This window comes from Pantoea sp. X-Soil-OKNW-556 (assembly GCF_059730695.1).
In genome coordinates this window covers 2,376,325-2,389,459 of sequence record NZ_AP035990.1, presented here as the reverse complement: position 1 = coordinate 2,389,459, position 13,135 = coordinate 2,376,325, and the positions used below count along the sequence as shown (strand labels likewise).

General features: G+C 50.4%; 17 protein-coding genes. 5 read left to right on the top strand and 12 right to left on the bottom strand.

The window, feature by feature from the left end; translation table 11 throughout:
- Positions 1-17 precede the first annotated feature (17 nt).
- Together AC6I8T_RS11120 and AC6I8T_RS11115 are read left to right on the top strand one after the other, a co-directional pair.
- A complete protein-coding gene (locus AC6I8T_RS11120; RefSeq protein WP_152521863.1) occupies positions 18-191 on the top strand; it encodes a YciY family protein in 174 nt (57 codons plus the stop codon).
- 210 nt (positions 192-401) lie between these two features.
- Positions 402-872: an anti-virulence regulator CigR family protein gene (locus AC6I8T_RS11115; RefSeq protein WP_208723530.1), complete on the top strand. Its 471-nt coding sequence runs from the start codon at positions 402-404 to the stop codon at positions 870-872.
- A 125-nt stretch (positions 873-997) separates the two neighbouring features.
- On the opposite strand, the gene AC6I8T_RS11110 is transcribed toward AC6I8T_RS11115, so the two are convergent.
- Entirely contained in the window at positions 998-1,741 is a 744-nt protein-coding gene (locus tag AC6I8T_RS11110) for a hypothetical protein (RefSeq protein ID WP_208723529.1), read from the bottom strand.
- Positions 1,742-1,941: 200 nt separating this feature from the next.
- Positions 1,942-2,238, bottom strand: a complete 297-nt coding sequence (locus AC6I8T_RS11105; protein ID WP_021183070.1) for a YciI family protein — start codon at positions 2,236-2,238, stop codon at positions 1,942-1,944.
- 204 nt (positions 2,239-2,442) lie between these two features.
- Here AC6I8T_RS11105 and tonB point away from each other — a divergent pair, with 204 nt between their 5' ends.
- The gene (tonB, locus tag AC6I8T_RS11100; RefSeq protein ID WP_208723528.1) at positions 2,443-3,186 is read left to right on the top strand and encodes a TonB system transport protein TonB; all 744 of its coding nucleotides are present in this window, start codon (positions 2,443-2,445) and stop codon (positions 3,184-3,186) included.
- Between the two features lie 36 nt (positions 3,187-3,222).
- Here the strand turns inward: tonB and yciA are convergent, their stop codons facing one another.
- The 4 genes from yciA to AC6I8T_RS11080 all read right to left on the bottom strand — a co-directional run bounded on the left by yciA (position 3,223) and on the right by AC6I8T_RS11080 (position 5,475).
- A complete protein-coding gene (gene yciA / locus AC6I8T_RS11095) occupies positions 3,223-3,639 on the bottom strand; it encodes an acyl-CoA thioester hydrolase YciA (protein ID WP_208723527.1) in 417 nt (138 codons plus the stop codon).
- A gap of 66 nt (positions 3,640-3,705) precedes the next feature.
- Positions 3,706-4,245, bottom strand: a complete 540-nt coding sequence (locus AC6I8T_RS11090) for a septation protein A (RefSeq protein ID WP_497833824.1) — start codon at positions 4,243-4,245, stop codon at positions 3,706-3,708.
- 51 nt (positions 4,246-4,296) lie between these two features.
- Positions 4,297-5,031 carry a YciC family protein gene (locus tag AC6I8T_RS11085; RefSeq protein ID WP_021183074.1) on the bottom strand — a complete coding sequence of 245 codons (735 nt, stop codon included), beginning with the start codon at positions 5,029-5,031 and terminating at the stop codon, positions 4,297-4,299.
- A gap of 27 nt (positions 5,032-5,058) precedes the next feature.
- On the bottom strand, positions 5,059-5,475 hold the full coding sequence (locus tag AC6I8T_RS11080) for a YkgJ family cysteine cluster protein (RefSeq protein ID WP_208723525.1): 417 nt from the start codon (positions 5,473-5,475) through the stop codon (positions 5,059-5,061).
- A gap of 248 nt (positions 5,476-5,723) precedes the next feature.
- Between AC6I8T_RS11080 and ompW the strand changes: the two genes are divergently transcribed.
- Entirely contained in the window at positions 5,724-6,356 is a 633-nt protein-coding gene (gene ompW, locus AC6I8T_RS11075) for an outer membrane protein OmpW (protein WP_021183076.1), read from the top strand.
- 54 nt (positions 6,357-6,410) lie between these two features.
- Here the strand turns inward: ompW and AC6I8T_RS11070 are convergent, their stop codons facing one another.
- From AC6I8T_RS11070 to AC6I8T_RS11060, 3 genes are all read right to left on the bottom strand, one after another.
- Positions 6,411-6,761: a hypothetical protein gene (locus tag AC6I8T_RS11070; RefSeq protein WP_497833823.1), complete on the bottom strand. Its 351-nt coding sequence runs from the start codon at positions 6,759-6,761 to the stop codon at positions 6,411-6,413.
- 91 nt (positions 6,762-6,852) lie between these two features.
- Positions 6,853-8,523, bottom strand: a complete 1,671-nt coding sequence (locus AC6I8T_RS11065; protein ID WP_208723523.1) for a lytic polysaccharide monooxygenase — start codon at positions 8,521-8,523, stop codon at positions 6,853-6,855.
- Between the two features lie 205 nt (positions 8,524-8,728).
- Positions 8,729-9,043: a BON domain-containing protein gene (locus AC6I8T_RS11060; protein ID WP_208723522.1), complete on the bottom strand. Its 315-nt coding sequence runs from the start codon at positions 9,041-9,043 to the stop codon at positions 8,729-8,731.
- A gap of 201 nt (positions 9,044-9,244) precedes the next feature.
- Here AC6I8T_RS11060 and AC6I8T_RS11055 point away from each other — a divergent pair, with 201 nt between their 5' ends.
- A complete protein-coding gene (locus tag AC6I8T_RS11055) occupies positions 9,245-9,685 on the top strand; it encodes a hypothetical protein (RefSeq protein ID WP_497833822.1) in 441 nt (146 codons plus the stop codon).
- A gap of 42 nt (positions 9,686-9,727) precedes the next feature.
- Here AC6I8T_RS11055 and trpA read toward each other — a convergent pair whose 3' ends face one another.
- The 3 genes from trpA to trpCF are packed head-to-tail and all read right to left on the bottom strand — an operon-like array spanning position 9,728 to position 13,134.
- Positions 9,728-10,531 carry a tryptophan synthase subunit alpha gene (gene trpA / locus AC6I8T_RS11050; protein WP_021183081.1) on the bottom strand — a complete coding sequence of 268 codons (804 nt, stop codon included), beginning with the start codon at positions 10,529-10,531 and terminating at the stop codon, positions 9,728-9,730.
- Positions 10,531-11,721: a tryptophan synthase subunit beta gene (gene trpB, locus AC6I8T_RS11045; protein WP_208723520.1), complete on the bottom strand. Its 1,191-nt coding sequence runs from the start codon at positions 11,719-11,721 to the stop codon at positions 10,531-10,533. The genes trpA and trpB overlap by 1 nt, the downstream gene beginning before the upstream one ends.
- Before the next feature lie 45 nt (positions 11,722-11,766).
- Positions 11,767-13,134, bottom strand: coding sequence for a bifunctional indole-3-glycerol-phosphate synthase TrpC/phosphoribosylanthranilate isomerase TrpF (gene trpCF, locus AC6I8T_RS11040; protein WP_208723519.1), 1,368 nt, complete (start codon positions 13,132-13,134; stop codon positions 11,767-11,769).
- Position 13,135: the final 1 nt, after the last annotated feature.

Here is a 13,135-nt window from a genome sequence, read left to right as displayed (position 1 = left end):
CTGTCTGAGAGGATGTGATGAGACGAAGCAGAAATGAAGTGGCTCGCTGGAGAATGTTACGTCAGGTGCAGCGTCGTCGTGCGCGCTGGCTGGAAGGGCAATCACGTCGTTACAAGCGTATTCACGCTATTCGTCATCAGGTCGCGCAGCAGCATCGCCGCTCCATCCTGTTTATCACCCAGAATGCCTGACAAGAAAGCGTTAACACAGGCATCTGATGTTCGGATGAATAATAAACAGCGCGATTAACCGCGCTGTTTTCCAATTTTGTCTCTCTTAATGTGATCGGTATCGATTCTTTATTGTATCAGCGTTGTTGTGGTCGCATTTAGGATTGCATGAAATTGCAGTTTAGTAGTTCCAGGGATAACTTTATAAAAAGCCCCTCTGGAAGCAATATCATGTTAAACAAAATCAAGTCAAATCTTCTCGTTACAACATTATGTCTAATGTTGTCATCCACATATGTATTTGCAAATCCGGGTAATGGCAATGGACACGGCAATGGGAATGGACACGCAAACAATAGTGGGAATAGTAAGAAAGGATATAATGACAGCAGTTATAGTTCGGGTGTAAAAGGAAAAAATCCACGTAATGCAGACACCGAAGTTTCATTTTCATTTGCAAGAGGTTTAGCCATTGATATGGGGATGACGGGTTATAAGTCGTTGCCTCCGGGAATTGCGAAAAATCTGGCGAGAGGTAAACCGTTACCGCCAGGAATCGCGAAGCGGTATGTTCCCAAATCAATGCTCAGTGAACTGCCTTACTATCCAGGTTATGAATGGCGTATTGTTGGTGACGACCTTGTTCTTATTGCGCTAAGTACTGCGGTGGTGACTGCAATTATAAATGGCGTTTTTGATTAACTGTCCCTCAGCACATTTACCCATAATAGAAAAGAGGGGGTGATAAATATCACCCCCTCTTTTCTCCAGAAAATGGTTGCGGAACCGAACTGTGGTTTCACCACAATTTCAATAAGCTCATGCCATTACTTAGGATAATAAATGGTGCACTCATGGGCTAACGGGCCATCTGTCAGAGTATTACCACTACAACAGTCTAAACCATCTCTTCCAACATAAGTGTTATTTCTGCATGCGGCGGGTAATAATTTTCTCCATGTTTTACCATCGCTATTTTTTCCCGTACCATAGCGTTCATAGGCACACTTTTCTGACCGCATATCTACCTTAGTTACCCCTCGATTATAAGATGTCTCGCCCTGGGTGAGACATTGTTTATATTTCTCAGTATCTTTGGTTTTTTCCTTATTTGCACTCATCATAATGTTTACACAAACATCTTTGCTGGGGTTTTGTATGCAATTGATTCTTGTGTTGAGTCTACTTGCACTCTTTTGCATAGATGAGCACATCTCAAGTAATAGTCTTTGCGTTGGGTTTTTACCACAAGCTTGTATGTAGAATGCAGGTGTGAAATCGAACGTGTTTTTGTGGGGACCAGGTCCGCGATACATTACATTCAAGCATTGCTTCCCTCCTGACTCCAGACAAATACGACATTCGCTGTTAGGTTTACACGGTTCATATTGAGTATTTGGCTTGTAAGCGAATTCAGTACCATTCATTCGCTTATCAAAGACAACATGTGCATCGCAATTTGCAGGGCAGGAAACACCATCTGAATAAATTGTTATCTTCTTTTGCTCTGCATGCGTAAATGTCGATGATGAAAAAAGGAAAGCAAAGCAGATGATCATGCGTATAACCATGATTACATCTCCGATGTGTGTTGAGATGAATTCATAGTAGCAAATGAGTATGGTTTTCGTGTTTATTATTTTTTATTGTATTTTAATTTTTCTGATAATTATTTAATTATAAATAATTAGCAAGGTGCTTATTGCGTATCTTTCAAAATGAACGGTTGCAATTTACATGCAACCGTTTGTTCTTTATCGTAAAGGTATATTTAGAATACCCGTTTAAACGGCTTTACTGCCACCTGCTTGTACACGCCCGCCGCGATATAAGGGTCGTCATTGGCCCAGGATTGTGCCGCTTCCAGTGACGGGAACTCTGCAATAACCGTTGAACCGGTAAAACCGGCCGCGCCAGGATCGTTGCTGTCGACGGCGGGCATTGGGCCAGCCACAATCAAACGCCCTTCATCCTGCAACAATTGCAGACGTGCCAGATGGGCAGGGCGTACAGCGGTGCGTTTTTCGAGCGAGTCAGCATTGTCTTCCGCATAAATGACATAAAGCACGATAGGGAACTCCCGTTAGACTGGTCTGATTTGCCGAACACGTTAAGTGATCGTTAATCAGAGTGCAAACGAAAGATAATCCCACTGCCATCCAGCGCAAATGAGGCTAAAAAAGGCATTTACGGTACACACTTAACTCTGCTTGTTGAAACTGATTGCTATTTGCATTTAAAATCTGCGCTTCACTCAATGAACATGACTGTTATGACGACGCTGACTACGCCTTTTCCCAAACGTACCCCGGTTTCTGTGCTGTTATCTGTGGTTCTTCACGGTACGGTAATTGCCGGCATTCTTTATGCATCGTTTCATCAGGTCATTGAGGTTCCGAAAGCATCCCAACCGATCAGCGTTACAATGGTGGCGCCTGAAGTGCAGCCTGAACCTGCGCCAACCGTGCAGACCCCGCCGCCACCAGAGCCAGAACCCACTCCTGAGCCAGTACCAGAAGTCGCGCCGGAACCACCAAAAGCCGAGCCAGTTCCGATCCCGATTCCAAAACCTGAGCCGAAGCCAAAACCCAAGCCGAAGGTAGAGAAGAAGCATGAGCCGAAACGTGAGGTGAAACCACGCGAAGAGGCGAAGCCGCAGGCTCCGGTGAAAACTGACGCCCCAACTACCCAGACGCGCCCGACGACCGCACCGCGAACCACGCCAACCTCCACGCCTTCGGTTTCTGATGGTCCGAAAGCGATGAGTGTCAGTAAGCCAGCCTATCCGGCACGCGCCTTCGCGCTGCGCGTTGAGGGACGGGTGCGGGTACAGTTCGATGTGGATAGTGACGGTCGTGTCGATAACATTCAGATTCTGTCTGCGGAACCGCGCAACATGTTTGAACGTGAAGTGAAGCAGGCGATGAAGAAATGGCGCTATCAGCCAGGGCGTCCCGGCACCAACCTGACGATGAATATCGTGTTCCGCATCAACGGTGGCGCGAATATCGAATAAGAAAAAAGCGGTCAATGACCGCTTTTTTTAGCGCTGTTAATCACTCAGATTGGCTTTACCCGGTGGCAGTGGTCGTGACTTGCCGGAGTTATCAATAGCGACATAAATAAACACCGCTTGGGTCGCACAATATGTCTGACCAATCGGTTCCGACGAGACTTTTTTGATCCACACTTCCACGTTGATGGTCATCGAGCTGTTACCGGTGCGAATGCAGCGGCAATAGCAGCTCACCACATCACCTACCGCAACGGGTTTCAGGAAACTCATGCCATCCACCCGTACTGTTGCGACACGGCCCTCAGCAATCTCTTTTGCCAGGATGGCACCGCCCATATCCATCTGCGACATCAGCCAGCCGCCAAAAATATCACCGTTGGCGTTGGTATCTGCTGGCATCGCCAGCGTGCGCAGCACCATTTCGCCTTGCGGCAATTTATGTTTTTCGTCCATTGCTTCAGTTCTTATGCAGGTGAGGCGGCAAGCGCCAAAAAACCCGGCAGAGCCGGGCATCAGAGATTATTTTTCTTCTTGTTGTGGCATGTGTCGCCAGATGTATGCGCCACTTAACAGGGTAAACAGCAGGGTAAGACCTGTCAGACCAAACACCTTAAAGTTAACCCAAAACTCCTGCGATAACCAAAATGCAACATAAATATTCGCCAGGCCACAGGCGAGGAAGAAAATCGCCCAGGCAATATTCAGACGACGCCAGACCGAATCCGGGAGCTGCAACTCTTTACCCAGCATGCTTTGAATCAGCGGTTGCTGCATAAACCATTGGCTGTAGAGCAACGCCAGCGCAAACAGAGAGTAAATCACCGTCACTTTCCATTTGATAAATTCATCGTTATGGAACACCAGCGTCAGCGTGCCAAACACGGCAACCAGTACGAAGGTGATGATGGTCATTTTTTCCAGTTTGCGGTACAGCACCCAACTGGCGATTAGCGCGATACCCGTGGCAACCACCAGCGCGCCCGAAGCGACAAAAATGTCGTAAAGCTTGTAGAAAACGAAGAACACGACCAAAGGGAGAAAATCGAGTAACTGCTTCATAGAATATCCAGTCAGGGGCGTTAATTCAGGCGCTCAACGAGCGCCATAAGGTTAACGTAACAGCATATACAGCCGGTACAGGTAGATAATCAGGATGGCGGAAACCATGTTCCCCAACGCGTTCAAAACCACAGACGCGACATTGGCGGGCAGTACCGTCAGCGAGGAGAAAAAGAACATCAGCGCAATTTTCGCCAGCAGCCAGACAATAATGGCCGGCGCGATCAGTTTCATATTTTTCCATGCCATGCGCATACTGGCGCGCATCGCACTCATCACACCCATCTTCTCATTGACCAGCATCACCGGTGCCAGCGATAGCAGGATCGCCAGCATCACCCCTGGCACCATCAGCACCATAAAGCCGAGTTGCACCAGCAGGGTGATTAAAAAGGTTTGCAGCAGCAATTTGGGCAGCGTTGGTGCTGAAGCACCGATGGCACGCAGCGCGCTCACACGCTGACCGCTTGATACCATCGGGATCAGGCACAGCATACCGCCTAATAACAAGGTATTTCCCACCAGCGCCGCGAAGGTGCCTGCTGCTGAGGCGCGCAGCAAAATACGCTGCTGTTCCGGCGACATATTCTGTACCAGTTCAAACAGCGAAGAAGCGCTGTCATCGCTCTGACTCAACAGCGACAACTGGTCAGCACCAGGCGTCAGGGCGTGGCCGATAATCACGGTTATAAATGAGGTAAGCAACGCCATCAGCACAATGGTAATCAGCTGATGGCGCAGAAAATTTCCTGTGTCACGGTATAACGAGCTTGCCGTGATAGACATGTACACTCCTTGGAGAAACCGGGTTAATTAACCCGGCGATTGTACATGTTCTGCGGGCAGGCTGGCACCCGGATTAGGACATCTTTCTGTCATCTCAGGTAAAGAAGGGTGAAAAAGAGCAGGTAAACCATAGCGCGCTCTGGCCCGATCGCAGGCTTCGTTCAGCACGCCATGTTCACCCGACATCTCAAATTCACGGCAAGGGGAAGGACGGTGTTGATAAATGCCGCAAGAGACGCAGCCGCCGATCTCGCCCTGCAATGCCACACAACGCGGTTCGCGTACGTTAGTGCCGCGCATATTCCGCATCAACAGGCTGAGGGGTTCGGTTAATTCAACGGGAACAAGGCCGCCCGCATCGTCAGCTTCGGCCCAATAGAAAGAAACACGGAAATGGGCGCAGCAGGCGCCACAGGTCATACAAGGGTTAAGTGAATCGCTCATTTGATCGCCCGCTTCTCCTAAGCATCGAACCAAAATCAACGGAAGAGAAATAGCAAAGTAGTCACGCTGTGAAATTTTCGCAAGGGGATTTTTATTACGCTGTGTAAGGCCAAAATTGATCTGAATCAATTCATTGTTTTATAAGTGATTTATTTGAATTGATTCACATGCATTTTGCCTGAAAAAGCGTTAGATCTTTGCCACCAACGCTGATCAATAACATCAACAATTCTGGCAAAGGAGTGAATATGAAACTGGCAAAATGCGCGCTGCTGGTGGCACTGGCGATCCCACAATTGGCACTGGCCCATGAGGCGGGTGACTTCTTTATGCGTGCGGGTAGCGCGACAGTACGTCCGACCGAAGGCTCTGACAATGTGCTGGGTATGGGCGGTTTTAACGTGAGTAATGATACGCAACTGGGTCTGACTTTTACCTATATGGCCACCGATAACATCGGTGTCGAGTTGTTGGCTGCGACGCCATTCCGTCATAAGGTTGGTCTGGGACCAACAGGTAATCTGGCAACAGTACGCCAGCTGCCACCCACCTTGATGGCGCAATATTATTTCTTCGACAGTAAAAGCCAATTCCGTCCGTATGTGGGTGTGGGTATAAACTACACCACATTTTATGATGCCAAATTCAACCAGACCGGTCGTGATGCGGGTCTGACCGACCTTAGCGTGAAAGATTCCTGGGGAGCGGCGGGTCAGGTGGGCGTAGATTATCAAATCAACCGCGACTGGATGCTGAATGCTTCACTGTGGTACATGGATATCGATACCACCGTAAAATTTAAAGCGAATGGACAACAACAGAATATTGATACCCGTATCGATCCCTGGGTGTTCTTCTTTGGTGTCGGTTATCGTTTCTGATTGGCGATGGGATGACAGTTCCAGGTCGCCATATATGGCGACCTGGTCTGAATATCAGTGGGTAAGCGGCAACGTTTGCGATGCTTCCTGCTGTCCATCGGCTGTTATTGGCGTAAACATCACCTCTTTTTGCAGCGGCAGATGGTGTGGACAGGCACCGTAAACGATGACGGTTTGTCCCGGAAGTACTGTGGTTTCATTCAACGCCACAAGCGCATCATCCGGAAGCAGTTTGATATCTTTGTCGAGTTGGATCGGCACTTTACCGTTATTCGTCACCGTCAGTCTTTGCTCTTTTATTCCCCATACCAGTGGCAGGGGGGCAGATTGTACTGCCTGAGAAAACAGCGAGCATAGCAGCAGTGCTGAAGGCACAAGGCAAAGAACCTTAATTGTCCTTGTCATATACGACTTCCTGAGCATTCGCCTCCTGACGAAACCGGAGGCGATGAGATAATCAACACGCCTTGATAATTACAAGGCGTGTGACAGGTGATTAACGGCGAACTTTAACCGTCTGGGTGGCAGTTGAAGAAAGGCCCGTGTTGGGGTCGGTAATTTTTACCTGAACGTCAACATCGAAATCTTCCATTACTACTGAGGCCGGATAATCGAGAGTCGCAATCTGACCATGTCGATGTTTGAACACAATCTTATTCGCGTTGTTCAGCACCGACCACTCAAACTTAGCGGTATCGAGTGAAGCATTACCCGGTAAGGTTGAATTGGCCGCACTCAGGGTTGCACGCAGGTTTCCTGTTGAAATGGTGTCGTTACCCTGAATTTCCAGATTGGCGATCGGTTTGGTTTCTGTCGCTTTTACCGTCACAGTGATATCACTGCTATCGGTTTTATCACCTTTTTTCACTGTCAGGCGGTAGGTAACCTTACCGCTTGTGCCAGGTTTGATCAGCGCACGGGCTTTCGCTGTGCTGACGCTCTGCACCCATGCTCCATTGTCCAGGGTTTGCATTGCGCCGATATCGTGACCCGAGACAATCGTCCACTTATAGGTATCCGCATTCTTACTGGCAGAGCCATCCAGTGGATAATTACGGGATTCTTTATTGCTCTCAACGGTAAAGTTGGTCCCTGCCACCGCAACCGGTGCATTCGTTGCTTTTTCAACAGTCATAACAACTGACTGCATATTATCTTGTAAGAAGATACCATTATTACGAAGATCGGTTGGGTCAAATGAAATACTGCCGCTGGTGCTTTGCTTACCGATCAGAACAAAATTGGAATGGTTGGTGTTAATTTCAGTTGCCAGCTCAGCAATCCATTTATCATTAACGTTAGCGGCAGTGATCTCTTTTTTAATATCAACCAGGTTGGTACCTTTAGTGCCACCCATCAAACGGAAGTGAACATATTCACCGGCTACCGGTTTGTGCTCGTGGGCAAATTTACTGTATTCAAACCAATCGGTAGTTTGACCGCCATCCTCACCACCCGGATTCTCGGGTTCAGTCGGTAATTCACCACTTCCTGGCTGATCGATTATCACATCACTACAGTTGTAAAAGCCTTCACCAGCGGGGTCATTACGCTGCCAGCGTGAAAAAATCACGGCACGGCCGGTACGGTCTGCCGGAATGGTGATATTAAAATCTTCGTAGCTGGAGTAAGCGCCCGGAACGTCTCCTGGTCTTTTTTGAGTTGCTTTGGAAGAAACAACGGTATCCAGTAACTCCACATCGTCCCAGCCCAGGGCTTTCTCTGCCGGATTGTACCCTTTTTTACTGATATAGAATTCAATCCATGAAGGGTCATGAGGTTGCGTATAGCCATAACGCATTTTGACCTTACCGTTGCTGTCTGGCTTGATCAGCGTGGTGTGCCATTCGGCGCGCGGTGAACTGAATCCTCTCCCTTTATCGGTACCTGAGCAAATGAGGGTGCTGGGGATCTCTTTTCTGGCTTGTTCTGCGCTGTGATTACCACCAACAAAACCTGTCAACTCTTGCCAGGTATAAATCGACTGACCACCATCATTGCTTTCTGCGGAGGCTTTTTTGCAGACATCAAGATTCTGGTTTTGATTGCAATAATACTGACGTGCTGGTGGCTCAACTAAGCCACCATGACCAAATACACTGGGTACGGAGCCAGCACAGATGCTACCAATTACTAAAGATAGCAACGTCCGATGTTTAAGTTTCATCAGGGAATATCCTTTTGATTATTCATTTGCTGTGTGATTAACAAGAAACGGTGGTTATCACCTTTTTTCGTGTGAATTATAAAAACGACACAGACGGGATAAAATAATCAAAGGATGAGAAAGAAGACGGGTTGATTTAGAAATGTCCTGATAATATTAAGATGTAGTGCAATAAAATCGGGCGACCAGATAGTCGCCCGATAACTTATTTGATTTGCATATTATTTACGACAGATTTAACACCGGCGACGGTGCGTGTCACCGCCACGGCACGGTTCGCCATTTGCGGTGAACTGACGAATCCACTCAACTGTACGCGCCCTTTGAAAGTTTCCACATTGATCTCCGTGGATTTCAGCGAGTCATCTTTCAACAACTCTGTTTTCACCTTGGTGGTAATCACCGTGTCATCGATGTAACCCCCGGTTCCTTCCTGCGTTGACGTAGGTGCACATGCGCTGAGTGCCAGCGCCATCACCGCAGCCATCAGCAATCCTGCAACGACTTTGAACAAATTCATCGGTTATCTCCTTGTCATACATGATGTTTCACCGCGATGTGACGGTGCGATTAAAGTGTGGTGTGGCGGTTGGGAATGGTCAAATGACCGGGTGGAAAAAACACGGAATATGGCGTTTTTTGCCACTTATTGATCCCATTGCTTTATTTGGCAATCGGTTACGCTGTGAACACCTCAGCCGCTGCCTTCAGGGATCAAACAATGAAAAAAACCCTTATCCTGATCATCGCCACCGTTGGCTACCTTTCCTGGTTACAACTTTTTGCCAGCCAGACATTGCCGGTGCCACACGCGCAGGCGGAATCCCGGCTGATTAATCCGCACCTGGGCACCATCTGTAAGGCGACCGCCGCCATTAGCTTCGGGCGTAATTTCCGCATCATGCAACTGGACAAAGTCGACGAACAGGGCGTTGCCTGGGTGCATTATCTGCGTCCATCGGATCATTCGCGCTGGGCGATTCGTTGTCGTTTACAGGAGGACCGGGTGATTTGGATGGCGGATAATCCCGACAGTGATGCACGTTGGCGCATCGGTCCGGACGATGAGAAGATCACCTGGCGTATCAGCGAAGACAATCTCACTCTCAGGCTGGTTTATCCGGATGGCTCTGGTGATGAGCAAACCTTTCCACTGGAGTAGGGAGAACGCCTTATCCGCCGTGCGGCAGATAAGGCGGGGCGATTAACGGGTTGCGGCCTTCAGATTGCTGACAAAGGCTTGCAGTTCGCTCAGCAAGGTCTCTGGTTGATGTTGATTACGTTCAATAATCTTCACAATAGCAGAACCAGAAATGGCACCGGCAGCACCGGCGCTGACGGCTTCTTTCACCTGACCCGGTTCAGAGATACCAAAGCCCTGCAACGGCGGAGCAGCATGGTATTCACGCAATTTGTCGATCAGGTGCTGCAACGGCACATGGGCACGGTTTTCAGAACCGGTCACTCCGGCGCGTGACAGCAGGTAAGTATAACCACGGCCATGCGAAGCAATTTCACGCAGCAGATCATCATCGGCATTCGGCGGGCAGATAAAGATCGGTGCCACATTGTGGCGCATTGCCGCCTGACGGAACGGGGCGGATTCTTCCACCGGCACATCGGCCACCAGGACGGAATCGACACCAACGGCTGCGCACTGGGCGTAGAAGTTATCGATCCCTTTGCTGAACACCAGGTTGGCGTACATCAACAGGCCAATTGGCAGCTCAGGGTATTTCTGGCGTACGGCTGCCAAAATTTCAAAGCATTGTGCGGTGGTGGTTCCGGCGGCAAAAGCGCGCAAAGTGGCGTTCTGGATGGTCGGACCATCGGCCAGCGGATCGGAGAACGGAATGCCTAATTCCAGCGCATCGGCACCACCCGCGACCAGCGCATCAATAATCTTCAGCGACATCTCTGGCGACGGATCGCCCAGCGTGACGAAAGGAACGAACGCACCTTCTTTGTTCGCCGACAGACGTTTAAACAGCTGATTGTAACGTTCCATCAGATCTCTCCCTTCGCTTTCAAAATATCGTGAACGGTAAAAATGTCTTTATCGCCGCGGCCAGACAGGTTAACCACCAGCAACTGCTCTTTTTCCGGGTTTTCACGGATCATCTTCAACGCATGGGCGAGGGCGTGTGAAGACTCCAGTGCCGGGATAATCCCCTCGGCACGGGAGAGTTGCTTAAAGGCGTCCAGTGCTTCGTCGTCGGTGATCGACACATATTCAGCACGACCAATGCTGTTGAGATGGGCGTGTTGTGGTCCCACCGACGGGAAATCAAGACCCGCCGAGATAGAGTACGACTCCTCAATCTGGCCTTCTTCGGTCTGCATCATCGGCGCTTTCATGCCGAAGTAGATGCCTACTCGGCCATGCTTGAGCGGTGCGCCATGCTCACCGGTTTCGATACCGTGACCTGCCGGTTCAACGCCGATCAGACCAACGCTGGTTTCATCGATAAAGTCAGCGAACATGCCGATGGCATTCGAGCCACCGCCGACACATGCCAGAACTGCATCCGGTAAGCGACCTTCTTTTTCCAGAATCTGCGCTTTGGTCTCTTCGCCAATCATACGCTGGAACTCGCGCACAATGGTCGGGAAGGGGTGTGGACCTGCCGCGGTGCCGAGCATGTAGTGTGCGGTTTCATAGCTGCCGGACCAGTCACGCAACGCCTCGTTACAGGCATCTTTCAGCGTGGCGGAGCCGCTGTGCACCGGGATCACCTCTGCACCCATCAGGCGCATACGGAACACATTAGGTGACTGGCGCTCCACGTCTTTCGCGCCCATATAAATGCGGCACTTCATACCCAGCAGCGCACAGGCCAGGGCAGAGGCGACGCCGTGCTGACCCGCACCGGTTTCCGCGATGATTTCATTTTTGCCCATGCGCTTTGCCAGCAATGCCTGACCAAGCACCTGGTTAGTTTTGTGCGCGCCGCCGTGCAGCAAATCTTCACGCTTCAGATACAGGCGGGTTTTGGTGCCTTTGGTCAGGTTGCGGCACAGCGTCAGCGCCGTGGGGCGACCGGCATAGTTTTTCAGCAGGTCAGTAAATTCGGCCTGAAAATCCGGATCGCGCTGGGCTTCGACAAATGCCGCTTCCAGCTGACGCAGAGCGGGCATCAGGATTTGCGGCACATATTGCCCGCCAAACTCGCCAAAATAGGGATTCAGTAACGTCATCTTCTCATCTTCCTTATCCAGCCCGCTCCCGGCGGGCAAGAGAAATTAATAGGCGCGTAAGGTGCGGAACACTGCGGCAATTTTGCTGGCATCTTTAATGCCCGGCGACGATTCCACACCAGAATTGAAGTCCAGACCGGCGCAACCCAGTTGTGCCGCTTCGACACAGTTGTCGGCGCTTAATCCGCCCGCCAGCAGCACATTGCTGAGATCCTGTCCCTGCAACAGTGACCAGTCAAAACGCTGGCCGGTACCGCCCTGACCATTATCCAATACATAGCGGTCAACATGCGGCCAGTCGCGCGCAGGGAGCGTATCTTTGATACTCAGCGCTTTCCAGATCTGTACGGTTTCCGGCAATGCCTGACGCAGTTCGGCAACAAATGCCGGGTTTTCATCGCCATGCAACTGGACGGCGAACAGGTTGAGCGCAGTGACTTGCGTGACAATGTCACTTATGCCCTGATTGCGAAACACGCCAACGTATTTCAACGGTGCAGCGGCGATCACCGCCTGCGCCTGTTGCGTACTCACCTGACGTGGCGAGCCTGCGGCAAAAATCACCCCACCATAAATGGCACCGGCCTCATGGGCGCTGCGCGCATCTTCCGCACGGGTCAGGCCACACACCTTGTTGTCACCCAACAATACGCGACGCACGCCTGCGTTGAGGTCATCTTCTTCCATCAGCGCCGAACCAATCAGGAAACCATTGGCAAAATGGCTGAGTTCACGGATCTGTGCATAGTTATGAATGCCGGACTCACTAATCACTGTTACGCCGTGGCTGAGGCGTGGGGCAAGCTGGCGTGTACGATTCAGGTCAATCGACAGGTCGCGCAGGTCGCGGTTATTGATGCCTACCACTTTGGCTTCCAGCGCGATGGCGCGTTCCAGCTCTTCTTCGTTGCTAACCTCGGTCAGCACACCCATTTTCAGGCTGTGGGCCACCGCGGCCAGTTGGCGGTACTGCTCGTCATCCAACACCGACAGCATCAACAGAATGGCATCGGCCTGGTAATGACGCGCCAGGTAGATCTGATAAGGGTCGATGATAAAATCTTTGCACAGCACCGGTTGCGTGATCGCCGCACTGACGATGGGCAGAAACTCGAAGTTGCCCTGGAAGTATTTTTCATCGGTCAATACGGAAACGGCGGAGGCATAGTTCCGATAAATACCGGCGATGGTCGCGGGATCAAAGTCCTCGCGAATCAGTCCCTTCGACGGTGACGCCTTTTTGCATTCCAGAATAAAGGCAGTTCGTGTACCGCGCAGCGCATCGTAAAAATGGCGTTCGGCCGGTTGCAGGCTGTTCTGGAAAGTGGTCAGCGGCTGCTGCGCTTTACGCGCCTCGACCCAGACGGCTTTATCCAGCACAATTTTTTCTAACACGGTTCCCTTAATGCTCATC

Excerpts from the sequence above, each read along its gene's own strand:
- AC6I8T_RS11110 (WP_208723529.1), bottom strand. The coding sequence starts at position 1,741 with ATGGTTATACGCATGATCATCTGCTTTGCTTTCCTTTTTTCATCATCG.
- AC6I8T_RS11080 (WP_208723525.1), bottom strand. The coding sequence starts at position 5,475 with ATGAGCGATTCACTTAACCCTTGTATGACCTGTGGCGCCTGCTGCGCC.
- AC6I8T_RS11065 (WP_208723523.1), bottom strand. The coding sequence starts at position 8,523 with ATGAAACTTAAACATCGGACGTTGCTATCTTTAGTAATTGGTAGCATC.
- AC6I8T_RS11090 (WP_497833824.1), bottom strand. The coding sequence starts at position 4,245 with ATGAAGCAGTTACTCGATTTTCTCCCTTTGGTCGTGTTCTTCGTTTTC.
- tonB (WP_208723528.1), top strand. The coding sequence starts at position 2,443 with ATGACGACGCTGACTACGCCTTTTCCCAAACGTACCCCGGTTTCTGTG.
- AC6I8T_RS11120 (WP_152521863.1), top strand. The coding sequence starts at position 18 with ATGAGACGAAGCAGAAATGAAGTGGCTCGCTGGAGAATGTTACGTCAG.
- AC6I8T_RS11085 (WP_021183074.1), bottom strand. The coding sequence starts at position 5,031 with ATGTCTATCACGGCAAGCTCGTTATACCGTGACACAGGAAATTTTCTG.
- ompW (WP_021183076.1), top strand. The coding sequence starts at position 5,724 with ATGAAACTGGCAAAATGCGCGCTGCTGGTGGCACTGGCGATCCCACAA.
- AC6I8T_RS11055 (WP_497833822.1), top strand. The coding sequence starts at position 9,245 with ATGAAAAAAACCCTTATCCTGATCATCGCCACCGTTGGCTACCTTTCC.
- trpCF (WP_208723519.1), bottom strand. The coding sequence starts at position 13,134 with ATGAGCATTAAGGGAACCGTGTTAGAAAAAATTGTGCTGGATAAAGCC.
- yciA (WP_208723527.1), bottom strand. The coding sequence starts at position 3,639 with ATGGACGAAAAACATAAATTGCCGCAAGGCGAAATGGTGCTGCGCACG.
- trpB (WP_208723520.1), bottom strand. The coding sequence starts at position 11,721 with ATGACGTTACTGAATCCCTATTTTGGCGAGTTTGGCGGGCAATATGTG.
- AC6I8T_RS11115 (WP_208723530.1), top strand. The coding sequence starts at position 402 with ATGTTAAACAAAATCAAGTCAAATCTTCTCGTTACAACATTATGTCTA.
- AC6I8T_RS11060 (WP_208723522.1), bottom strand. The coding sequence starts at position 9,043 with ATGAATTTGTTCAAAGTCGTTGCAGGATTGCTGATGGCTGCGGTGATG.
- trpA (WP_021183081.1), bottom strand. The coding sequence starts at position 10,531 with ATGGAACGTTACAATCAGCTGTTTAAACGTCTGTCGGCGAACAAAGAA.
- AC6I8T_RS11070 (WP_497833823.1), bottom strand. The coding sequence starts at position 6,761 with ATGACAAGGACAATTAAGGTTCTTTGCCTTGTGCCTTCAGCACTGCTG.